The 21,725-nt window shown below is 70.9% G+C and carries 21 protein-coding genes and 1 riboswitch; of the genes, 7 read left to right on the forward strand and 14 right to left on the reverse strand.

Annotated elements, in window-relative coordinates; genetic code table 11:
• Positions 1-159 precede the first annotated feature (159 nt).
• Positions 160-2,292: a HelD family protein gene (locus AB0C36_RS13025; protein WP_358353056.1), complete on the forward strand. Its 2,133-nt coding sequence runs from the start codon at positions 160-162 to the stop codon at positions 2,290-2,292.
• A gap of 95 nt (positions 2,293-2,387) precedes the next feature.
• Here the strand turns inward: AB0C36_RS13025 and AB0C36_RS13030 are convergent, their stop codons facing one another.
• Entirely contained in the window at positions 2,388-3,149 is a 762-nt protein-coding gene (locus AB0C36_RS13030; RefSeq protein ID WP_358353058.1) for a hypothetical protein, read from the reverse strand.
• A gap of 366 nt (positions 3,150-3,515) precedes the next feature.
• On the opposite strand from AB0C36_RS13030, the gene AB0C36_RS13035 reads away from it, so the two are divergent.
• Positions 3,516-4,154: an HD domain-containing protein gene (locus tag AB0C36_RS13035; RefSeq protein ID WP_435839035.1), complete on the forward strand. Its 639-nt coding sequence runs from the start codon at positions 3,516-3,518 to the stop codon at positions 4,152-4,154.
• Between the two features lie 100 nt (positions 4,155-4,254).
• Here AB0C36_RS13035 and AB0C36_RS13040 read toward each other — a convergent pair whose 3' ends face one another.
• From AB0C36_RS13040 to AB0C36_RS13050, 3 genes are all read right to left on the reverse strand, one after another.
• On the reverse strand, positions 4,255-5,001 hold the full coding sequence (locus tag AB0C36_RS13040; RefSeq protein ID WP_358353062.1) for a DUF4232 domain-containing protein: 747 nt from the start codon (positions 4,999-5,001) through the stop codon (positions 4,255-4,257).
• Positions 5,002-5,277: 276 nt separating this feature from the next.
• Complete coding sequence (locus tag AB0C36_RS13045; RefSeq protein WP_358353064.1) at positions 5,278-5,514, reverse strand: DUF397 domain-containing protein; 237 nt, start codon at positions 5,512-5,514, stop codon at positions 5,278-5,280.
• A gap of 349 nt (positions 5,515-5,863) precedes the next feature.
• Positions 5,864-6,229: a DUF8819 family protein gene (locus AB0C36_RS13050; protein ID WP_358353066.1), complete on the reverse strand. Its 366-nt coding sequence runs from the start codon at positions 6,227-6,229 to the stop codon at positions 5,864-5,866.
• Positions 6,230-6,284: 55 nt separating this feature from the next.
• Between AB0C36_RS13050 and AB0C36_RS13055 the strand changes: the two genes are divergently transcribed.
• Positions 6,285-6,548, forward strand: coding sequence for a DUF4031 domain-containing protein (locus tag AB0C36_RS13055; RefSeq protein WP_358353068.1), 264 nt, complete (start codon positions 6,285-6,287; stop codon positions 6,546-6,548).
• A gap of 68 nt (positions 6,549-6,616) precedes the next feature.
• Here AB0C36_RS13055 and AB0C36_RS13060 read toward each other — a convergent pair whose 3' ends face one another.
• The 5 genes from AB0C36_RS13060 to AB0C36_RS13080 all read right to left on the reverse strand — a co-directional run bounded on the left by AB0C36_RS13060 (position 6,617) and on the right by AB0C36_RS13080 (position 12,390).
• A complete protein-coding gene (locus AB0C36_RS13060; RefSeq protein WP_358353070.1) occupies positions 6,617-7,609 on the reverse strand; it encodes an aldo/keto reductase in 993 nt (330 codons plus the stop codon).
• A gap of 41 nt (positions 7,610-7,650) precedes the next feature.
• Positions 7,651-8,766 (reverse strand): NAD(P)/FAD-dependent oxidoreductase, encoded by a 1,116-nt coding sequence (locus AB0C36_RS13065; RefSeq protein ID WP_358353072.1) that lies wholly within the window; start codon positions 8,764-8,766, stop codon positions 7,651-7,653.
• Between the two features lie 93 nt (positions 8,767-8,859).
• Complete coding sequence (locus AB0C36_RS13070; RefSeq protein ID WP_358353074.1) at positions 8,860-9,339, reverse strand: MarR family winged helix-turn-helix transcriptional regulator; 480 nt, start codon at positions 9,337-9,339, stop codon at positions 8,860-8,862.
• A gap of 331 nt (positions 9,340-9,670) precedes the next feature.
• Entirely contained in the window at positions 9,671-10,720 is a 1,050-nt protein-coding gene (locus AB0C36_RS13075; protein WP_358353076.1) for an ARPP-1 family domain-containing protein, read from the reverse strand.
• Positions 10,717-12,390, reverse strand: coding sequence for a hypothetical protein (locus AB0C36_RS13080; RefSeq protein WP_358353078.1), 1,674 nt, complete (start codon positions 12,388-12,390; stop codon positions 10,717-10,719). Before AB0C36_RS13080 ends, AB0C36_RS13075 begins: the two co-directional genes overlap by 4 nt.
• 452 nt (positions 12,391-12,842) lie before the next feature.
• Here AB0C36_RS13080 and AB0C36_RS13085 point away from each other — a divergent pair, with 452 nt between their 5' ends.
• Positions 12,843-13,226 (forward strand): hypothetical protein, encoded by a 384-nt coding sequence (locus AB0C36_RS13085; RefSeq protein ID WP_358353080.1) that lies wholly within the window; start codon positions 12,843-12,845, stop codon positions 13,224-13,226.
• A 144-nt stretch (positions 13,227-13,370) separates the two neighbouring features.
• On the opposite strand, the gene groL is transcribed toward AB0C36_RS13085, so the two are convergent.
• The 4 genes from groL to thrC form a co-directional block, all read right to left on the reverse strand.
• Positions 13,371-14,996 carry a chaperonin GroEL gene (groL, locus tag AB0C36_RS13090; RefSeq protein ID WP_358353081.1) on the reverse strand — a complete coding sequence of 542 codons (1,626 nt, stop codon included), beginning with the start codon at positions 14,994-14,996 and terminating at the stop codon, positions 13,371-13,373.
• 340 nt (positions 14,997-15,336) lie between these two features.
• Positions 15,337-15,540, reverse strand: a complete 204-nt coding sequence (locus tag AB0C36_RS13095; RefSeq protein WP_004986573.1) for a cold-shock protein — start codon at positions 15,538-15,540, stop codon at positions 15,337-15,339.
• A 532-nt stretch (positions 15,541-16,072) separates the two neighbouring features.
• A complete protein-coding gene (locus tag AB0C36_RS13100; RefSeq protein ID WP_358353082.1) occupies positions 16,073-16,351 on the reverse strand; it encodes a ubiquitin-like small modifier protein 1 in 279 nt (92 codons plus the stop codon).
• Entirely contained in the window at positions 16,348-17,619 is a 1,272-nt protein-coding gene (thrC, locus tag AB0C36_RS13105; RefSeq protein ID WP_358353083.1) for a threonine synthase, read from the reverse strand. The genes AB0C36_RS13100 and thrC overlap by 4 nt, the downstream gene beginning before the upstream one ends.
• Before the next feature lie 16 nt (positions 17,620-17,635).
• Positions 17,636-17,778, reverse strand: a riboswitch (SAM riboswitch).
• Positions 17,779-17,971: 193 nt separating this feature from the next.
• On the opposite strand from thrC, the gene AB0C36_RS13110 reads away from it, so the two are divergent.
• Positions 17,972-18,958 carry a glucosyl-3-phosphoglycerate synthase gene (locus AB0C36_RS13110; protein ID WP_358353085.1) on the forward strand — a complete coding sequence of 329 codons (987 nt, stop codon included), beginning with the start codon at positions 17,972-17,974 and terminating at the stop codon, positions 18,956-18,958.
• Positions 18,959-19,013: 55 nt separating this feature from the next.
• Here the strand turns inward: AB0C36_RS13110 and AB0C36_RS13115 are convergent, their stop codons facing one another.
• Complete coding sequence (locus AB0C36_RS13115; protein ID WP_358353087.1) at positions 19,014-19,454, reverse strand: MarR family winged helix-turn-helix transcriptional regulator; 441 nt, start codon at positions 19,452-19,454, stop codon at positions 19,014-19,016.
• 92 nt (positions 19,455-19,546) lie between these two features.
• On the opposite strand from AB0C36_RS13115, the gene AB0C36_RS13120 reads away from it, so the two are divergent.
• Positions 19,547-19,990, forward strand: a complete 444-nt coding sequence (locus AB0C36_RS13120) for a nuclear transport factor 2 family protein (protein ID WP_358353089.1) — start codon at positions 19,547-19,549, stop codon at positions 19,988-19,990.
• Between the two features lie 165 nt (positions 19,991-20,155).
• Positions 20,156-21,604 (forward strand): alpha,alpha-trehalose-phosphate synthase (UDP-forming), encoded by a 1,449-nt coding sequence (locus AB0C36_RS13125; protein ID WP_358353091.1) that lies wholly within the window; start codon positions 20,156-20,158, stop codon positions 21,602-21,604.
• The last annotated feature ends 121 nt before the right edge of the window (positions 21,605-21,725 follow it).

Raw genomic sequence — 21,725 nt, forward strand, 5'->3', positions numbered from 1 at the left:
AGTCGGGTTGAACATGACGTTCGGCCGGGTTTAGGGTGGCCGATTCCGCTGCCGCGTAACCGCACTACCCCTAGGGGTTGGGCGCCGGCCACGTCGACCGGTCGGAATCGGTCGGCGTCCTCTTCCTCGCAGGAAGCCGCCCACGCACTTCGGAGTCTCATGTCCGCGTACGCCGCCGACCCGTCCTTCGACGCCCGCACACCCGCCTCCCCCGCCCCCGATCCGGACCCCGCGCTCGCCGCCGAGCGCGCCCATCTCGACGCCTCCCGCGCGGCCCTGCGCCGCATGCGCGAGGACACCGAAGCCCTCGACCTGACCGACGTCGGCGGCAACGAGGTGTCCAACAAGCTGGTGCACAGCCTCATCCAGGACCGCATCGCGGCCCTCGCGGACCTCGCCGACACCCCGCTGTTCTTCGGCCGCATCGACGGCCGGTTCGCGGACGCCCCCGAGGTCGCCACCGGCACCGCACCCGTCGAGGTGGCCGCCGACCCGTCCCGACCGCTCGAACGCTTCTGGATCGGCCGCCGCCACGTCCACGACAACCACGGCGACCCGATGGTCGTCGACTGGCGCGCGCCCGTGTCGCGGTCGTTCTACCGCGCCACCCGCATCGACCCGCTCGGCGTCGAACTGCGCCGCCGCTTCGGCTGGACCGGCGGCACCCTCACCGCGTTCGAGGACGAGCACCTGACCGACGCGGCCGAGCACGACGCCAAGAGCGTGATCCTCGCCGCCGAGATCGAGCGCCCGCGCGTCGGCCCGATGCGCGACATCGTCGCGACCATCCAGCCCGAGCAGGACGAGATCGTCCGCGCCGACCTCGGCGAGACCGTCTGCGTGCAGGGCGCCCCCGGCACCGGCAAGACCGCCGTCGGCCTGCACCGCGTCGCCTGGCTGCTGTACGCGCACCGCGAGCGCCTGCACCGCAGCGGCACCCTCGTCGTCGGCCCGAACCGCTCCTTCCTCGACTACATCCAGCAGGTCCTTCCGGCGCTCGGCGAGGTCGAGGTCGGGCAGACCACGGTCGAGGACCTGGTCGCCCGCGTCCCGGTCAAGGCCGCCGACAGCCCCGAGGCCGGGCGGCTCAAGGGCGACGCGCGCATGGCCGAGGTGCTGCGGCGCGCGGTGTGGTCGGGGGTCGTCGACGCGCCGGCCGAGTCGCTGCTCGTGGTGCGCGGCTCGCGGCGGTGGCGGGTGCCGTCGTACGACGTCGAGGAGGTCGTCGCGGGCCTGCGCTCGCGCGACGTGCGGTACGGCGCGGCCCGCGACATGCTGCACCAGCGCCTCGCGCACGCCGTCCTCGTGCAGATGGAGCGCGCCGGGGAGTCGCCCGACGACCGGGTGCAGGACTCGGTGGCCCGCTCGCGTCCCGTCCGCGACCTGGTGAACGCGGTGTGGCCGGCCGTGGACCCCGCGAAGCTGGTGATGCGCCTGCTGTCCGACGCGGAGTTCCTCGCCGCGTGCGCGGACGGCGTGCTCACCGCCGACGAGCAGGCGCTGATCCTGTGGACAAAGCCCGCGCGCGGCGTCGGCTCGGCCAAATGGACGGCCGCCGACGCGGTGCTTGTGGACGAGGCCGCGGACCTGGTGGCGCGTACCCCCAGCCTCGGCCATGTGGTTGTGGACGAAGCGCAGGACCTTTCCGCCATGCAGTGCCGCGCGGTGGGCCGCCGCTGCTCGACCGGCTCGGCCACGGTGCTGGGCGACATCGCCCAGGGCACGACCCCGTGGGCGGCCACCGACTGGCCGACGACACTGCGGCATCTCGGGCGTACGGACGCACGGTTGGCGGAACTGACGCGGGGCTTCCGGGTGCCGCGCGAGATCCTGGACTTCGCGAGCCGACTGCTCCCGCACATCGCGCCTGGCCTGGCTCCCGCGAGCTCGGTACGCGAGGCCCCCGGCTCGCTGGCCGTGCACACCGTCGATCCACAGGCTGTGGACAAAGCCGCCGCCGACGAGGCCTCGGACCTGCTGAAACTCGAAGGCTCCGTCGGCCTCATCGCCGCCGACGCGCAAATCCCCGCGCTCGCCGCCGCGTTGCGCGACGCCGGGCTGCGCCACCGGATCCTGGGCGACGACGACCCCGAGGCCGAGGCGGCGCGTCTCAGCCTCGTCCCCGCGAGCCTCGCCAAGGGCCTCGAATTCGACCACATCGCCGTCGCCGAGCCGACCGCCATCGTCGAGGCCGAACCCCAGGGACTGCGGCGGCTGTACGTCGTCCTGACCCGCGCCGTCTCCACCCTCGCCGTCGTCCACAGCCGCCCGCTGCCACCCGAACTGGAGTAGGAGTCGGGGCCTGGCCGGGGACCTGAGCCGGGGCCGGAGGCGGCCAACTTCGCCGGGTAGCCCTGTAGTTCCTCGTTCCCGCTCCCCGCGTCAGGTCACAGCTGCGGCTGCTGCTGTACGAGGACCTGATCGTCGGTCGGCGGCGTCAAATCACCGGTGGGAGCGCCGAAGTCCGAGAACTCGATCGTCATGAAGTCGCCGTAGGCAATGGACATCCGCTTCAGGGCGTCGTCGGCCCCGACGACGAACGTGCCGGTCATCGAGGTCACGTTCATCTCCGAGAGCATCTCGACCACCGGTGCGTCGTTGGTCGCGCCGAGCTGGTCGCGCAGCTGATCCACCGTGATGGTTTCGGTGAACGTGCGCTCGGCGGTCCCCGACCCCGAGCCGCCCTCCCGCAGCGCAGTGCCGAACGAGTCGAGGGACTCGCCCACCGAGTCGGGGTCCATGCCCTCGAACATGGCCTTGCCCGACATGCCCTCGACCCTCACCCAGGCCTTGCCGTCCTTGGGCTCGGGGAGCTTCACGTACATGGCGTCGGAAAGGAGCAGCATCTCGGCGGTCTTGCCCATCGACACGTAGTGGTAGGTGACGCGCCCCTGAAGGTTCGCCATGTCCAGGACGCCTTCGGCGGTCACCTCGCCGGGCACGCCCATCTTGGTGCCGTCCTTGATGCGCGCGACGAGCCGCGCCGTAGGCGCCTCCTTGAGCTGTTGCCTCGCCTGCGACAGGGCGGCAGCGGCGACGTTGCCGCCACCGCCGGACGCCGTTTGCGAACCGCAGCCCGCCGCGCCCGCCGCGACCACGATCGCCGCGACCACCGCCCCGACCCTCGACCGCACCGACCAACCGCGCATGATCCCCACCCCTAGGCGTCCCGCCGTCGTCACCCCGTTGTTGCGCCGGAAAGCCTAGTGCTGTGGCCGGGAAGGTTTGCCGGTTCCCGGTGTTCGGTGCCGTGCATCGCAAGGCGCAGGCCCGAAGCTCGTACTCGGTCGTACTCGCGAGGGTCTGCAACGCGGCGAGGTGGGGTGCCGGGCGCCGGGAACCGGTGAACCTTTCCGGTCACAGCACTGGTCACAAGGCAGCGGACGACGACACGGGATTCCGCCGCCTCTGGGCCGACCAGCCCGTACGCCACTCTCGTACGCCACGTCATCCCCGGTTTTGCGGACTCCGGCTGGCATGCTGAGCGTGTGGAACGCATCCAGGAGACCGCCACCATGACGTTGCAGGAACGCTGGGCCCGTCTCGTCGGGGACTCCGGCGACACGGCCACCGCCGTCGGCGAGGATCTGATCGGCCGGTACTCGCAGCCGCACCGGCGCTACCACGCCACCGGACACCTTCTCGCCGTACTCGAACTGGTCGACGAACTGGCGCAGGACGCCGACGACCCCGATGCGGTACGCCTCGCCGCGTGGTTCCACGACGCGGTGTACGACCCCGCTCGCGCGGACAACGAGGAGCGCAGCGCACGGCTCGCCGAGCGCGCCCTCAGCGAGGCGGGCCTCTCCGACCAACTCGTCGCCGAGACCGCACGCCTCGTACGCGTCACCGCCGAGCACGCGCCGTCCGAGGGCGACCGCAACGCGGCGGTGCTCTGCGACGCGGACCTCGCGATCCTCGCCACCGACCGCGACCACTACGACGCGTACGCCGCCGCCGTGCGCGAGGAGTACGCCTTCGTCCCGGAGGAAGCCTTCCGAGGCGCCCGGGCCGCGGTCCTCCGCGACCTGCTGGCCCTGCCGAAGCTGTTCCACACGCCTCTCGGCTACGCCCGCTACGAAGAGGCCGCGCGCCACAACCTCCGCACGGAGCTGGAACGCCTCGAAGGGGCCATCCCCCGCCAGCAGAGCTGAGAGTCGAAGGCTGGGAGTCGAAGGCTGGGAGCCGAGGGCCGGGAACCGAGCGCCGCTCGCCGAGGGCCGGGAGCGGAGCCGACCGCACAGCGCCGGACGCTCAGTTGAGCGCGTCGTCGACGGTGGCCTGCCAGTACGTCACCTGCAGCGCGCTGTCGACGTACACGCCCTCGGCGGGGAGGGACACCTTCGCGATCGTGCCGTTCTCGAAGGGGATCGTCAGCGTCTCCGCCGTGTAGCCGTTCTCGCCGCTGCCTTCCTCCGCGGAAGACAGGCGTACACCCGCATATCCCGACTCCCCCGGTGCCAGCCGCAGCACCGACTGGGGCGTGGTGTTCCTGTCGACCGGCGGTACGGCCTGGGCCTCCCCGAAGCGCGCGGCGGGGTAGCCGTCGGTCAGGTCGCAACTCTTCGAACCGGTGTTGGTGACGGTGAGGAGCATGTGGTTGAGCGGACGGGCGACCACCGCGGCCGTGGTCTTGGTGTTGGCTCCGTCGCAGGCCGGGACGGCGCCGGTGTCCACCCCGGGCGCCGGAGGCACCGTCGACTTGCCGCCGCCGCTGCCCGGCTTGCCGCCGGAGGCGGAGTCCCCTGTGGATGCGGCCGTGGCCTTGGCCGTCGGCGCGGACCGCTCCGGCGAGGTCTGACCACCGGAGGCCGTGGCAGCCGCCGTCGGACTGCCCGTCCCGGGCGCGGCCGGTACGGAGGCCCCCGGCGCCGGCGACCCGCCGCCCGCACCGGTGTTCTTGGCATCGTCATCGCCTCCGCCGCATGCGGTGAGTGCGAGGGCGGCGAACGCGGCGGTGGTGGCGGCGAACAGGCGAATGCGAGTGGTGCGTGCGGACATGACAGGTCCCCCTGCGGGCGAAGTCGTGGACGGTTCCGCGTACGCCGTCGGACCGAGTCGACGCGGCGTCGCGGGATGCCCTGAGCTTGTCCGACGGTTCGTCCCGACCGCCGGCGTTGCCGGAGATCACGGGACGCTGGAACGTCCCCAGCCCCCTGACCTGCGGAAACTCCGGGCCCTGGAACGCCGTCCGGGAACGCGGGAGAGGGGGAACGTCGAGGGGAGGAGTTCGCGGCACCGCTGCGGGAGCTCAAGGAGCCCCCTGGAGGACGAGGTTCAGCGATCCCTCTTGACCCCGTCCAGCAACCGAACGAACGCGTCCCGCCCGAGTTCGAGGTGTCCTCCCTCGGGCTTCTTGGAGTCCCGGACCCCGAAGCGGTCGCTCAGCCGGGCAAGTTCCACACACGCGTCGTCGTTCCCGCCGCCGCTGTAAGAACTCACGCCGGCGCCCGACTCGTACGCGACGAACTGCTCGAACCAGTTGGCATCATGCCCCGAACTCGTCCACGACACGATGGTCGTCGTCAGCGACGATCGTCACCGACGCGGTGGGCGCCGCGTCTGGGCGTACGCTCCAACTCCGGTGCGCCGTACGCTCCTAAAGTGCTGGGACCCTTCCCCCGCACTCCCGTCCCCCCGCGAAGCGGACGCCACCGCCGAGGGTGGCCGTGGCCTCGGGATCGTCGCGGCCTACGCCCAGGAGTCGGGTACCCGCCCCGCAAGATACGGACCCGGCAAGGTCGTTTGGGCGCACATGCCTAGCTGCCCACCGTCCCCTCCACCTTGCCGATCGTGGCCTCGCTGACGTCCTCGTGGTCGCACAGTCCGGTGACCGGCCGCAGGGCCGTCGGACCGCTCGCCGTCAAGTCGCCGCCGGCAACTCGCCCAGCCCCGCCACCGCCGCACCGTCCTTCTCGCACACCCACGTCGGATCCGGTCCCAGATCCGGCTCGATGTACAGCTGGTGCGCGTCGGCGCCGCCGTCGTGGCGGGGGCACCAGGGCCACCGCACCCCGGCCTCCTCCAGCGCCTCCTGTACGTCCTGCGCCACGAGCCCCGGCGCGTACGCCGCCCCGTCCGGCCACTCCCGGCACCACCACCGGCGCCCGGCCACCGCGTCCTCGACCACCGACACCACGGTCGGATCCGAGGCCCCGCACGCGGCCAGATCCCTCAGCACCAGCGCCCGCGCGGTGTGCAGCGCGCTCTCGACGACGTCCTCTTCCATGCCGTCCATTGTCCGCAACCGCCACGACCTCCCGCCGATCGGGCAGGATCGACGTGTGACTGTACTCATCGACCGCCCCATCTGGCCCGGCCGGGGCCGTATGTGGTCCCACCTGGTCAGCGACGTCTCGTACGACGAACTCCACGAGTTCGCCCGCCGCCTCGGCGTCCCGGAACGAGCCTTCGACCGCGACCACTACGACGTCCCCGCCGAGCTCTACGACCAGGCCGTGGCCCTCGGCGCCGAAGCCGTGGGCGGCAAGGAACTCGTATCCCGGCTCATCGCCGCGGGCCTGCGGCGGCGCAAGCCCAGGGGCTGAGCCGCCGCGCGGCCGAGGGCGCGGCGAGCCGCGTGCCGCCGCGCCGGGCCACCACCAGGCGTAGGCCGCTACCAGGCGTAGGCCTCGGGGGCGGGGCGGCCCGGGTTGATGCCGGGCGGCGGGAACAGCTTGTCGAGTTCGGTGAGCGTGGCCTCGTCGAGGGTGATGCGGAGGGCGCGCAGCGATCCGTCGAGTTGACCGACCGTGCGCGGGCCGATGATCGGGCCGGTCACGCCGTCCTGGGCCAGCAGCCACGCCAGGCCCACGTCGGCCGGGTCCTCGCCGAGGTCCGCGCAGAGCGCTTCGTACGCCTCGATCGTCTCGCGGTGCCGGGCGACCGTGTCCCCGCCGCGTCCCGAACCGCCCCGGACCGCTTCGCCGTTCCGGATCTTGCGGAGGACGCCGCCGAGCACTCCGCCGTTGAGCGGAGACCACGGGATGACGCCGAGCCCGTACGTCCGTGCCGCGGGCAGGACTTCCAGCTCGACCCACCGGTTCATCAGGTTGTAGACGGACTGTTCGGCGACGAGCCCGAGGAAGTGCCGGGTGCGGGCGGCCTCTTGGGCCTGGGCGATGTGCCAGCCCGCGAAGTTGGACGAGCCGAAGTACAGCACCTTTCCCTGCCGGCGCAGGACGTCGAACGCCTCCCAGATCTCGTCCCACGGCGTGTCCCGGTCCACGTGGTGCATTTGGTAGAGGTCGATGTGGTCGGTGCCCAGGCGTTTGAGAGACGCCTCGGCGGCTCGCCGGATGTGCAGGGCGGAGAGGTACCGTTCGTTGGGCCAATCGCCCATCGGGAGAAAGACCTTGGTGGCCAGTACGGTCTTGTCGCGGCGTCCGCCGCCGGTGGCGAACCACCGGCCGATGATCTCCTCGGTGACGCCGCCGGTCGGCCGCGCGCCGTAGACGTTGGCCGTGTCGAAGAAGTTGAGGCCGTGTTCGTGGGCGCGGTCCATGATCGTATGGCTGTCGGCCTCGGAAGTCTGCGGTCCGAAGTTCATGGTGCCGAGCACGAGTCGCGAGACGGACAGGCCACTGCGGCCCAGGCGGGTGTACTCCATGATGGTGGACCCCTCTCGGGTTTCTTCCTGGTTCGGGCGGTTCAGGCGGTGGGGCCGAATTGGCCGATGAAGCGGCCGGTGAAGAGGTCGGCCCCCTTGTACTCGACGACGGTCTCCGCGGGCGTGACAAACGGGCCCTGGGGCGAGGGGAGCTGTCCGACTCCGCCGGAGGACCCGAGCGGCAGAAGGATCATCGGGTACGGGAGGGGCTGGTAAGTGGCCGACGGCGCCTCGCCGTTCAGCTGCGCGGTGATGTTCCGTACCACGATCTCGGCGTGCTGCATCGCGTACCCGGCCATCTTGGCCTCCGCGACGTCGGTGATGTCGCCGACCGCGTACACGTTGTCGTGGACGCCGTCGCGCCCGACCACGGCGAGGAGTTCGGTGACGGGCACGCGGCCCTGGGGCGTGAGCTCGGTGAGCTTGCCGTCGGCGAGGTAGGCGCTGTTGATGGTTGCGCCGTGGGCCTGGAACCAGATGTCGGCGACGATTTCCGCACCGTCTGTGGTGGTGACGGTGAAGGCGCCGGAGCGTCCCGGCTCGGTCGGCGGCGTCGCCCGAAGGGTCGTTGCGAGGCGTATCTCCACGCCCAGCGCGTCGAGTTGGGTACGCAGATCCGCGACCATCTCGGGCGCAAAGCCCGGGAGCAGTTCGTCGGCCGGGGCCACCAGGGTTACGTGCTTGTGCGGCCATTCCTCCTTGATCTCCCCGGCCAGCTCCAGACCCACGGGCCCGGCGCCGAGAATCAACACCCGTTCCGACGAGCGCAGTTCCTTGTGCGTGCGGCGCAGGTCGTCCAGTGCCTCGGCGGTGGATTCGGAGACGGGCTTGGCCGGGTAGGCGTAGCCGGATCCGGTCGCGAGCACCACGTAGTCGGCCTCGACCCGGTCGCCGGAGGCGAGGGTGACACCACGGGAGTCCACCGAGGCCGCGCGGTCGCGGAGGTGCGTGCCGCGGCCGAGCAGGGTCTCGTACGGGAAGAACATGTTGTTGGCCCACTCGGGCCGCGTCAGGGCGCGCAACGAGGCGGCGGCGTTGACGAAAGCGTCGCGGGGGTCGACCAGGATGACCTCGGCCTCGGGTGCCTCGGACTCCAGGGCCTTGGCGACCGCGGCGCCTCCGTACCCTCCACCGACGATTACGACAGTGCGGCGCATGTTTTCACTCCCACGAGAAAAACGGGCAAGTTCGTACTACGAACTGTATTAGTTCGTAGTACGAACTACAAGCCCTGCCTTCTCCGGCGCGCCTCAGCCTTCGCTCGCGGCGACTCCCTCGGCGGGCTCCCGGAACACCACGGGTGCCTCGTTGTCGGTCACGACCCGGCCCAGCAGCGCGGCCAGCGTCTCGCGCTCGGCGGCACCGAGCCCGGCGGCCAGGTCGTCGATCCGGCGGCACGCGTCCATGTAGAACTCCTCGGCCAGCACGGCGCCTCCGTCGGTCAGCGCGACGCGCACCGCACGTGTGTCGCGGGCATCCGACTCGCGCCTGACCAGGCCATTGCGCTCGGTCCGGTCCACCAGACCGGTCAGACTGGACTTGGCCAGCCCAAGCATCGCGCTCAACTCGCCCATCCCGAACGGCTGCTGCATCAGGACGCAGAGCAACTGCCCCTGCTGCGGGGTGAGCCCGCGCTCGCGGGCCGCGTCCGCGTACGCACCGTTCACCAGAAAAGTGGAGCGCACCAACGCGGGGACGATCCCGATGGGGCCCTCGACATGCTTAGCCATCGGGCCAGAATAACACCGGTGAAAACGGATAATTCGTACGGCGAACTACACCGGGGCGGGTGCGGGGGCTGGGTGCGGGGGCTGGGCGAGCGCATGGGCTGGGGGCAAGCGTGGGAGGAGTGTGGGGCGAATGCGAGTCCGGCCGCGAACCCAAGGCGGGGTGGTTCCGTGGCCGGGCGCGAATCAGGAGCCTGCGTGGGCGCCAGTGCGGGGGTGGTTCCGGAGCGAGCGCGCGCGGACGCGGGCATACGGAAAGACCTGGTCGAGCCCCGGGCCGACAAGGCCCCGGTCCCGACCAGGTCGTCCCCGGCCCCCGACCTCCCAGGTCAGGTCAGGCAGCCAGCGTGCCGCGCGCCGTGAGCGACGCGTAGACGGGCGTGTCCCCGTCGAGGGCGTACGCCCCCATCAGACCGTCCCCGACGACCGTCCCGACCGCGACACGGTCGATGGCCTCGTCGACCCCGACCACCACCGACTCGTCCGCCGTCGCCTGCGCGACCGTTTCGACGGCCTGCTGTTCGCGGGTGTCGGCGTCGCGTACCGCCTCCGCGAGCAGCGCGACGACATCGGCTCCGTCGCCACCGGAAGCGGCGACGGCCGGAGCCGCGGGCCGCGTCAGCGGTACGCGCGTCGACGGGGCCGCCGGTACGTCCCCGGCGACGCCGCGCCGCACCGCCTCCGCGCCATAGCAGAACCGGATCAGCGGCTCCCACATCGAACGCCAGTAGACGTGCGAGGGAGCGCGCTCCACACCGACGACCGCACCATCCATCAGCACGACGGCCCCGATCTGGTCCTCGACGCACTCGAACTCGGCCGTGAAGCAGTCGAGTTCGGTCGCGAAGTGCTTCATGAAGCGGACCAGGTCCGCCGAACCCGGCACCCCGGCCGACGCCTTGAACCGCGAGACGGCCGGCCACAGCCGGTCGTACCCGGGCTTCTCGGGCAGCAGCGACGCGGCCTCCCGCAGCGCGGGCGGCAGCACCGCGAGCCGGTGCGAGCCGGAAGTGATGAGGCCGCCCTGCGACTGCTGGATGCACATGGCGTTGCGGTAGTCCCGCTTCGTTCCGGCCCTGACCAGCGCGGCGCGCGGCATCGCGTGGTCCTGCGCGGCCTGCGACACCATGACCGCGAGATGGCTCGGTACAAGTGCCGTGCCGCTCCCGGAGTTGCCGAAGCACAGCGTGCCGTAGTCGCCGGTCGAGATGTCGAGCGACGCGGGGTCGCCGAGGTCTGCGGTCGGCGCGTCGCCCGCGAGCAGCGGCAGCACCTGCATTCGGCCGACGCTCTGCACGCGCCCGGGCCGGGCGCCGGACAGGAGTTCACCGACGGTCGCCGACTCGGCCATGGTGCTCTGGAAGCGCTTCAGCGGGTTCCTCATGTGGTCACCTCCTCCGGTACGTCGGGGCGTACGCCAGTGGGTACGCCGGTTGCGATCAGTTCGGTCTTTGCCGTCAGCTCCGGGCCCGTCACGCCGGCCGCGCCCGCCACACCGGCCGCGCCCGCGAGTCCGGCGAGCCGGTGCAGCGCGCGTACGGCGGCGGCCGGTTCGACGTCCAACAGGAGCCTGCACGCGGTCAGTTCGAGCCCCTCAAGGCGCTGGACGCCGGCCACCGGCACCTCCGCCGCGAGCGGACGCGCGCCGCCCGCGTCGGCCGCGAGCACCGGCGTCATCTGCACGACAGGCGTGCTGATACCCAAGTCCCGCGCCGACGCCAGCACTTCGGCGAACCGTCCAGCCGGTGCGTTCTCGTAGCCGTCGCCGACGACGACCACCAGGTCGGCGTCCCATGCCAGCGCGTCGAGCAGCGCGTACGCGGGCGCGGTGTCACCCGCCGGACGTACGAGCCCGTCCTCGCCGACACGGCCGCCGAACCACACCTCGCGGCACTCCCCCGCGGCCTGCCGCAGCACGTCGCGGAGCGCGAGTGCCACCGCGATGGGACGCAGCGCCTGCTCGCCCGAACCGGCCATCGAACCCGACCCGTCCAGGACGAGCGCGACGCGCCGGTCCGCGAGGTCGAGCCCGGCGGCGGTACGGCGGGCCCGCTCGGCGAGCCCGTCCGCGACCTCGTCGCTCATGCCGCGCTCGTACGCGTACAGGTACAGCCGCACCGCGTCGTGGTGCGTGAAGTCGACGTCGACCTCCACACCCGCGCGCTCCGCCTGCGCCTGCTTGGCCAGCCGCTGCCCCGCCGTGAGCCGACCCTTCGTCAACTCCATTACGCGCGAGGCGGGTTGGCCCGGGTGGAAGCGGCCGCGCAGACCTTCGAGGGTCTCGTACGGGAGCGTCCGCCCCGCGTCGAGGTCACCGCGCGCGTCGGCGTACGCACGCAGCTGAGGCCGCGTGAAGGGTCCGGTGGCGCCCAGCACGAACGCGACGCACTCGTGCACGACGGCTTGGTCCCGCCCCGGCGCCCAGCGGTCGACCTCGGCGGCGATGATGCGGCGCTCCTTGGCATCCAGCTCCTCGCCCGCGAGTTCGCGCACGAGAACGGCGCGCACGATGCCGGCGGTGCGCACGCCCCACGCGTGCCGCAGCGCGACGGCGAGCTTGCGCCGGTAGCGCACGGCCCACGACTCCAGCGCGGGAGCGCCGACAAGGGTACGCAGGATCAGCTTGCGCGCGCGGGCGTTGTTGACGCGCTCGGCGGCGAGCATCGCGTAGAGGTTGAGCATGCGCGGCACGGTCAGGCGCGCCACCGCGGCTCGAACCGCCGCGGCCTCCGCCTCGGCCGCGGCCTCCGCCTCGGCCGCGGTCGCGACCGCGGGCGCCCCGCCGGAAAGCAGGCACGCGACACCGGTCTGCCGCGCACGGTCGAGAACGTACGGCGACGCGACCAGGCCCGCGTACAGGCGCCGGTCGAGCGCGGCCATGTCGGCGTGCGCGGAACGCTCCAGCGCGGACTGCTCGTCGGCGGTGTTGTAGAACGTCGCGCGGCCGGTCGCACTCGTCGCGGTGTCGAGAAAGCGGGCGACGACGCGTGCGGCGTCACGCGTCGCGAGATCGGTTGCGAGATCCGTTGCGAGATCCAAGGACTGTGTGGTCATCAGGCGACTCCAAGAAAGCGCCCGGGGAAGGTCGCGGGTCCGTTGGGTTCCTATCTGAAAGGACGCCCCCGAAGTGAAGGCACAGTACGGACGCGCAGTTCCCCGGGCGCGGAACGTGGGTGCCTGCGGGCAGGTCACGGGTCCCGTTTTCGGGATTCGAACCCGGCTCTTCGCGTTTGCTGCGCGATGTCTGCCAAAGACACTGAAGGAACTCGTAGTTCCCGCAGGCACGTTCACGATGCTAGAAGCCGCGCCGCAACCCCGGCCACAGGTTTTCCGCGTGCGGGGCGCTCGTGCCGGGAATCACGAGGCGGGAAATTCGGTGGCCTGAGGCCCCTACCCACCCAACCGCGCCGGAGGTGCGGGAGGTTCCGGGAGTGGGGCACGCTCGTGCCCGGCCGGGCCTTGAGGGGCGGGCGTGACAGGGGGACAAAGCGGTCGTTGATCTTGGCATGAGCACTCTTCGCAAGATCGTCACCGGGGTTTCGGCGGCGGCCGCAGTGGTCGGTTGTACCTTCGTCACCGCCCCGCCCGCGGCGGCCGACGGCAAGTGGTGCAACCACTCGGTCTGCATCGAGACGTACGACATCGGCACCTACCTGGGCCGGGTCGAGGTGTCCGTCACCAACACCAACCAGCCCAACCGGATCTCCGCCCGGGTGTGGACCACGAACGGCTGGAGCGCCAACCTCAAGACGGAGGACGTCGCCAAGTTCCGGACGTACCGCGACCAGGCGTACCCGCAACGCCACTTCCCCGCGGGCACGCGGCTCTGCGCGGAGGGCTTCCGCGGTGGGTCCAGCGTCGGGCTGCCCTGCGTCACGATCACGAACTGACCGCGTTGCCCGTGCCCGCGACGCCAAAGGGCGGCACCCCGATTGGGGTGCCGCCCTTGGCGTTTGTCTCGCTGCCTCTGTCGTCGCCGGCGGCAGGACCCACCGGCTACGGCATCAGCGCACGACTACTGCTCCGTCACCGGATCAGAAGTCCATGCCGCCCATGTCCGGCGCGCCGCCCGCGGGGGCGCCGCCCTTCTCGGGCTTGTCGGCGATGACGGCCTCGGTGGTGAGGAAGAGCGCGGCGATGGAGGCCGCGTTCTGCAGCGCGGAGCGCGTCACCTTGGCCGGGTCGATGATGCCCTCGGCGACCAGGTCGACGTACTCGCCGGTCGCGGCGTTGAGGCCGTGGCCGGGGGTCAGGTTGCGCACCTTCTCCACGACGACGCCGCCCTCGAGGCCGGCGTTGACCGCGATCTGCTTCAGCGGGGCCTCGACGGCCAGCTTCACGATCGCGGCACCGGTGGCCTCGTCGCCCTCGAGCTCGAACTTCTCGAACGCGGCCTGGGACGCCTGGAGCAGGGCCACGCCGCCACCGGCGACGATGCCCTCCTCGACGGCGGCCTTGGCGTTGCGCACCGCGTCCTCGATGCGGTGCTTGCGCTCCTTGAGCTCGACCTCGGTCGCGGCACCGGCCTTGATGACCGCGACGCCGCCCGCGAGCTTCGCCAGGCGCTCCTGGAGCTTCTCACGGTCGTAGTCCGAGTCCGACTGCTCGATCTCGGCGCGGATCTGGTTGACGCGGCCCTGGACCTGGTCCGAGTCGCCGGCACCGTCGACGATGGTCGTCTCGTCCTTGGTGACGACGACCTTGCGGGCGCGGCCGAGCAGCTCGAGACCGGCGGAGTCCAGCTTGAGGCCGACCTCCTCGCTGATGACCTGGCCACCGGTGAGGATGGCGATGTCGCCCAGCATGGCCTTGCGGCGGTCGCCGAAGCCCGGCGCCTTGACCGCGACGGACTTGAAGGTGCCGCGGATCTTGTTCACGACGAGCGTGGCCAGGGCCTCGCCCTCGACGTCCTCGGCGATGATCGCGAGCGGCTTGCCGCCCTGCATGACCTTCTCCAGCAGCGGGAGCAGGTCCTTCACCGAGGCGATCTTGCTGTTGACGATCAGGATGTACGGGTCGTCGAGGACGGCCTCCATACGCTCCGGGTCGGTGGAGAAGTAGGGCGAGATGTAGCCCTTGTCGAAGCGCATGCCCTCGGTGAGCTCGAGCTCGAGGCCGAAGGTGTTGCTCTCCTCGACGGTGATGACGCCTTCCTTGCCGACCTTGTCCATCGCTTCGGCGATCATCTCGCCGATCTGCGGGTCGGCGGCGGAGATGGAGGCCGTCGAAGCGATCTGCTCCTTGGTCTCCACGTCCTTCGCGAGGTTCAGCAGCTGCTCGGAGACGGCCTCGACGGCCTTCTCGATGCCGCGCTTGAGGGCCATCGGGTTGGCGCCGGCGGCGACGTTCCGAAGACCCTCACGTACGAGCGCCTGGGCCAGGACGGTCGCGGTCGTCGTGCCGTCACCGGCGACGTCGTCCGTCTTCTTCGCGACCTCCTTGACCAGCTCGGCGCCGATCTTCTCGTACGGGTCCTCGAGCTCGATCTCCTTGGCGATGCTCACACCATCGTTGGTGATGGTGGGGGCGCCCCACTTCTTCTCGAGCACGACGTTGCGGCCCTTGGGGCCGAGCGTGACCTTGACGGCGTCGGCGAGCTGGTTCATCCCGCGCTCGAGGCCGCGACGCGCTTCCTCGTCGAACGCGATGATCTTGGCCATGTGGTGAGGTCCTCCCAGAACGGGGTGGATGCTGAGGACCTGGGCCGACGCCCGCGACGGACGACCCGGCTCCGCGGGGATCCTTCCCCCACGGCCTCCGGACCTCGTCTGCCCGGTCCTTTTGTCACTCTCACATCCAGAGTGCTAACGCCAATGATTAGCACTCGGGTAGGTCGAGTGCAAGCGGACCCCCGGTACCGGGGCGCTCGCGCCGGGACGACCGCACCGGCACGCGGCGCCGGACACGCCGGCGCACAGCACCGAGGCCCGGCCCCCGCGTACGGGGAACCGGGCCTCGGCGACGTCTGAAGAAGAGCAGTACAAGAAGAGCCGTGCAGGCTCAGGCGGTCACACGGACCATGTCCGCCTGCGGACCCTTCTGCCCCTGCGAGATCTCGAACTCGACCCGCTGTCCTTCCTCAAGCGTCCGGTACCCGTCCATCTGGATCGCGCTGTAGTGGACGAAGACGTCCGCACCACCGTCGACCGCGATGAAGCCGTACCCCTTCTCCGCGTTGAACCACTTGACGGTGCCCTGAGCCATTCCTAACTCCCCTGTTACTGGCCCTTTCACGGAAACTGCGCGCCGCAGCTCCGGGTCGTATCGCAACTTCTTGACCGACTGAGTGAAGTCAGCACAGGGCAAGCAGGTTCGCGAGTTGTTGCCGCGCACCAGATCCAGTACGTGGAACCGTCCGACCGCGGCTGAATGTATCCGGATGGGTGCCCGACGCAACAGGTCAAACGGACGAGAAATCCGGGACGAACAAAACGGATGTTTTTGATTAATTCCTAGTTAAAACCGCATTTCACTCCGCATCAAAAGCGACAAACGGAGCATTTCGGATGTGATCCCGGCCACGGGATTGTCGGGCCGTTGCCGCGAAATCTCCGGAAAATGCGGTTGTACGCACCATGCTTCCCCGGATTCGCCGATGCACCTGCGGGATTGCCGCACGGAACACTTCGTTCCGAATGCCGAGCCCCGCTGCATTGATCATGGATTGCTCGCCGGGCACCCCACGCAAAAGTCCGCCGCACGGTCGAGACCGTACGGCGGACTTGCCGAACGGGGATCAGCAACCGCCCGCGACGGCCGGGATGACCGAAACGTTGGCGCCGTCCGGCGTGGCCGTCTGAAGGCCCTCGGCGAAGCGCACGTCGTCGTCGTTCACGTACACGTTCACGAAGCGCCGCAGCTTGCCCTGGTCGTCCAGCACCCGGGCGGCGATGCCCGGGTAGGACTTCTCCAGCGACTCGATCACCTCGGACAGCGTGCCGCCCTCGGCCGTCACCTCGGCCGCGCCGCCGGTGTAGGTACGCAGAATCGTCGGGATACGCACGGAAACGCTCATGCCAGGCCAGCCTCTCGGAAGGACTCAAGGGAGGGACGGATGGTCGCGGTCGCGCCCGTGGTCGACTCGATCGCGTCCAGGGTCTTCAAACCGTCGCCCGTGTTGAGGACGACCGTGGTGGCCGCCGGGTCCAACTGCCCGGTCTCCACCAGCTTCTTCAGGCAGCCGACCGTGACACCGCCGGCGGTCTCGCCGAAGATGCCCTCGGTCCGGGCCAGCAGCTTGATCGCCTCGACCACGCGGATGTCGTCGACGTCCTCGACCGCGCCCCCGGTGCGCTTGCACACGTCCAGCACGTACGGCCCGTCCGCCGGGTTGCCGATCGCCAGCGACTTGGCGATGGTGTCCGGCTTGACCGGCCGGATCACGTCGTGCCCGGCCTTCCACGCCGCCGAGACCGGCGAGCAGCCCTCGGCCTGGGCGCCGAACACCTTGTACGGCGTGTCCTCGACCAGCCCGAGTTCGATCAGCTCGCGGAAGCCCTTGTCGATCTTGGTGAGCTGCGAACCCGACGCGATCGGCACCACGATCTGCTCGGGCAGCCGCCAGCCGAGCTGCTCGGCGATCTCGTACGCCAGCGTTTTGGAGCCCTCGCCGTAATACGGCCGCAGGTTGACGTTGACGAAGCCCCAGCCCTCGCCCGCCGCGTCGCCGATCAGCTCCGAGCAGAAGCGGTTGACCTCGTCGTAGTTGCCCTCGATGGCCACCAGGTCGCCGCCGTACGCCGCGGCCGTCAGCACCTTGCCGGCCTCGAGGTCGGACGGGATGAACACGCACGACCGCAGCCCCGCGCGGGCGGCCGCGGCGGCCACCGCGCCGGCCAGGTTGCCGGTCGAGGAGCACGAAAGGGTGGTGAAGCCGAAGTTGCGGGCCGCCTCGACGGCGATCGCCACGACGCGGTCCTTGAAGGAGTGCGTCGGGTTGCCCGAGTCGTCCTTGACGTACAGGTCCCGGATGCCCAGCTCGCGGCCCAGGTTGCGGGCCTGGACCAGCTTGGTGAAGCCGGGGTTCAGGTTGGGGTGCTCCGCGACGTCGGCGGGCACGGGGAGCAGCGGGGCGTATCGCCAGATGTTGTTCGGACCGGCCGCGATGCGCTCGCGGGTCACGCCGCCGGAGAAGTCGTATGCGACCTCCAGCGGCCCGAAACAGAACTCGCACGCGAACTTGGGGCCGAGCTCGTAGCGCTCGCCGCACTCGCGGCAGGAGAGCGCGACGGCGGACCCGAACGAGCCGGGGGCGAGGGTCAGGGTTTGTGCGATCACAGCCATGGCGATGGGGCCTCTCTCCTCATCTTCCCCACGGGGGTCCCCGCAGGCCGGACTTGGCACCAGTCCGCCGGGGGCCCCGCGTGCAGCGCACATGGGTGTACCGATCGGATGGTTGCCGGGGCTTCAACGGGCCGTTCCCTCTGCCCCTCTGGATGAGCTCTATGGCGGTGCGATGTGCCGCCGATCACCCCTGGGGGTCACCGTGCGGCCGCTCCGCGTTTGTCCGAGCCGACGTGCGATCGTCGTATCTCGTGACCAAGACTGTAACCGAACCGGGTGCCGGTCGATCATCGGCGTCCGACACGCGAGACGATGTCCCGCGCACCACAAGCAACGACAGGGGAACGCGACAGTGCTGCCCGAGGTGACCCACTGGCTGGAACGACGGTCCTCGGCCGCCGCGGACTGGCCGGTGCCCAGGCTCCTGGAGGCCAAGCGGTCCGGTCGGGCGAGCCGGGTCAGCGTCGTCCTGCCGGCGCTGGACGAAGAGCCGACAGTGGGCGACATCGTCCGCACGATCCGCACCGAGCTGATGGACCGGTATCCGCTGGTCGACGAGCTGGTGGTCGTCGACTCCGGCTCGACGGACCGCACCGGCGAGGTCGCCGCGCGGGCGGGCGCGCGCGTCGTGCACCGCGACGACATACTGCCGCGCATCCCCGCGCTGCGCGGCAAGGGCGAGGTCCTGTGGCGTTCGCTCCTGGTCACGAGCGGCGACATCGTCTGCTTCGTGGACGCCGACCTGCGCGAGTTCTCCGCCGACTTCGTGTCGGGCATCCTCGGCCCGCTGCTGACCGACCCTTCGGTCCAACTGGTCAAAGCGATGTACGACCGCCCGCTGGAGATCGGCGACACCGTCGTGCCGGCCGGCGGCGGCCGGGTCACCGAACTGGTCGCGCGCCCGCTGCTGAACATGTACTGGCCGGAACTGGCCGGGTTCGTGCAGCCGCTCGGCGGCGAGTACGCGGTGCGTCGCGGCCTGCTCGAACGCCTGCCGTTCCCGTGCGGGTACGGCGTCGAGACGGCGATGCTCGTGGACTCGCTGCAATCGGTGGGGCTGGACGCGATGGCGCAGGTGGATGTGGGCGTACGCCGGCACAGCCACCAGGACGAGGCCGGGCTCGGCCGGATGGCGGGCGAGATCTGGCAGGCGGTGCTGGAGCGCCTGCACCGGGACGGGCGGGTCCGCAAGGGGGCGGGCGGCCTGAACACGGTGTTCGCGCAGTTCGAGCGGGACGAGGAAGGGTTCCGGGTGAGCAGTCACGATGTCGCCGCCCATGAGCGCCCGCCGATGATCACGATCCCGGAGTACCGCAACCGGACCGCACTGGCGGGATGAGGGCGCACGAACTCGCCGGGCCGTCAGCGGCCCGGCGTACGAACCCGCCTGGCTGTCAGCCCTGTTCGTGGTGGGCGAGGACTCGCCCGAGCAGGCGGGTGAGGGTCTCGCGGTCCCCCGCGGACAGCGGGCCGAGCAGGTCGTCCTGCACCTGGTCGAGGACGTCGTCCATGTCCCGAAGCCGGCGGGCGCCCTCGGGGGTGAGGGTGATCCTGTTGCGGCGTCCGTGGTCCGGGTCCGGCGTGCGCTCGACGTAGCCCTGCGCGGCCAGTTCGTTGATCGCGGCGACGACGTCGCTGCGGTCGACGCGGCCGCGGCGGCCCAGCTCGGCCTGGCTCGCGGGCCCGGACTCGTGCAGCGCGGCGAGGAGCCGGTAGTGGTACCCGCGCGCGCCGGCCGCGGCGAAGGCGTCCGATACGAGGCGGCGGGAGTGCACGGAGAGCTGGTTGATCAGCCAGCTCGGCTTCGCCGTCAGGCGTCGGGGGATCTCGTCCATGGCCGCCAGCCTAGTTGAGTGTTGGCAGCGCCAACATTCTCACATAGTGTTGGCGCAACCAATGTTGGTCACGCCAATGAAGGAGCGATCTCATGCCGTCCACCGACGTCGCACCGGCCTCGTCCGTATCGCCCGCCCTGCTTGCGTCCGACCGCCTGGACATCACCGATCTGTTCGCCCGCCTGGCCAATCTGCTGGACGAGCGCGCCCACGACGACGCACGCGACGTCTTCGCGGCCGACGCCGTCGTGCACGGGCGGGCCGGCGAGTTGCACGGGATCGAGGAGATCGTCGCGTTCCTCCGGCAGAGCCCGATCGAGGGGGTGGAGACCCAGCACGTGCACGGCGACGTCCTGGTGCACCTCGACGGCGACCGCGCGACCGCCACCGCCAATCAGCTCGTGTACTTCTGGCGCGAGGGCGAGCCGCCTCATCAGCAGAGCGGGCTCCGTACGCATTGCACGGCGGTGCGGACGGACGCGGGCTGGCGGTTCGACGGGATGCGGATCACCGTGGCCTGGATACGACAGGGGTGAGGGCAGGCCTGGATCCCGGGTCCGCGAGGCCACGCCCCGAGGGCCGCCGGCGGACCCCGGAGCCCCTCCGCCGAAGGCTCCGAGCAGGGGCGAGATCGCGGCAACCTCACGGCGGCCGGACCGCGGCGGGTTTGTCATACCGGATGGGTGGCTACGGTTGGAGTCATGAGCTCTGACACCGCAGCCGCCCGGGTCCTCGTCGCGTCCAACCGCGGTCCGGTGTCCTTCCGGACCGAGGACGACGGGTCGTTGTCCGTCCACCGCGGAGGCGGCGGACTGGTCTCCGGCCTGTCGGCCGCGGGGCAGGGCACCGGCGCGGTCTGGGTGTGCGCGGCCCTGTCCGAGGCCGACCGCACCGCGGCCCGCGAGGCCCCCTCCGGGCGCCTCGACCTCGCGGGGCACGACACCGGCGACCTGGCCGTGCACATGCTCGACATCGACCCCGGCACGTTCGCCCGGGCGTACAACGCCATAGCGAACTCGACGCTGTGGTTCATCCACCACCTGCTCTACGACACCGCGACCAAGCCGGTGTTCGACGGGCGGTTCCGCAAGGAGTGGGCGTCCTACGAGGCGTACAACGGTGCGTTCGCGCAGGCCCTCGCCGACGAGGCTGCCGAAGGTGCGCAGGTCATCGTGCAGGACTACCACCTGACGCTGACCCCCCTGTTGCTCCGGCGACTGCGCCCCGACCTGCGCATCGGCCACTTCTCGCACACTCCGTGGGCGCCGCCGGACTACTTCCGCCTGCTGCCCGACGACATCGCGCGAGCCGTCCTGGAGGGCGTGCTCGGCGCGGACCGGGCCGCCTTCCTGACCCGCCGCTGGGCCGGGGCCTTCCTGGACTGCTGCGAGCAGGTGCTCGGCGCGCAGGTCGACCGTACGGCGATGACCGTGACGCACGCGGGCCGCACCACCGCAATCGGCGTGCACGGCCTGGGCGCCGACGCGGACTTCCTGCGCGAGCGCGCCTCGCGGCCCGACGTCGAGGCGCGGTTGGCCGCGCTGCGCGAGTCGGTCGGCGACCGCAAGGTGATCGTGCGCGTCGACCGGACCGAGCTGTCCAAGAACATCGTGCGCGGCCTGCTCGCGTACCGGGACCTGCTGCGCACGCGCCCGGAATGGATCGGCAACGTGGTGCACATCGCGTTCGCGTACCCGTCGCGGCACGACCTCCCGGAGTACCGCGAGTACACCGCCGCGGTGCAGCGCATCGCGAAGGAGATCGACGACGAGTTCGGCGAGGACACGTGGCAGCCGCTGATCCTGCACGTGAACGACGACTTCCCGCGCTCGCTGGCCGCCTACCGGCTTGCGGACGTCGCCCTGGTCAACCCGATCCGCGACGGAATGAACCTGGTGGCCAAGGAGATTCCGGTCGTCTCCGAGGACGGCTGCGCCCTCGTGCTGTCCCGCGAGGCGGGTGCGTACGAGGAGTTGGGCCCCGACTCGATCGTCGTCAACCCCTTCGACGTCAGCGCCACCACCGACGCGCTGCACGAGGCACTGTCGATGGACCGGGCGGAACGCGCCGAACGCACCAAGCGCCTCGCCGCGGCCGCGACCGCGCTGAGCCCGCAGCAGTGGTTCCTCGACCAGTTGGAGGCGCTGTAGCCGAAGCGGCCGACTGCCCAGGGCAGTCGGGCGGCCCGGCAGACCGTCGGTGATGGGGTCGGGTGATAGGAAGAGGGTGGTGTATGGTAAGAGTGTTTGGGGGTGCGGGTAGATAAAGGTG

Source organism: Streptodolium elevatio, from assembly GCF_040649515.1.
Classification (GTDB): domain Bacteria; phylum Actinomycetota; class Actinomycetes; order Streptomycetales; family Streptomycetaceae; genus Yinghuangia; species Yinghuangia elevatio.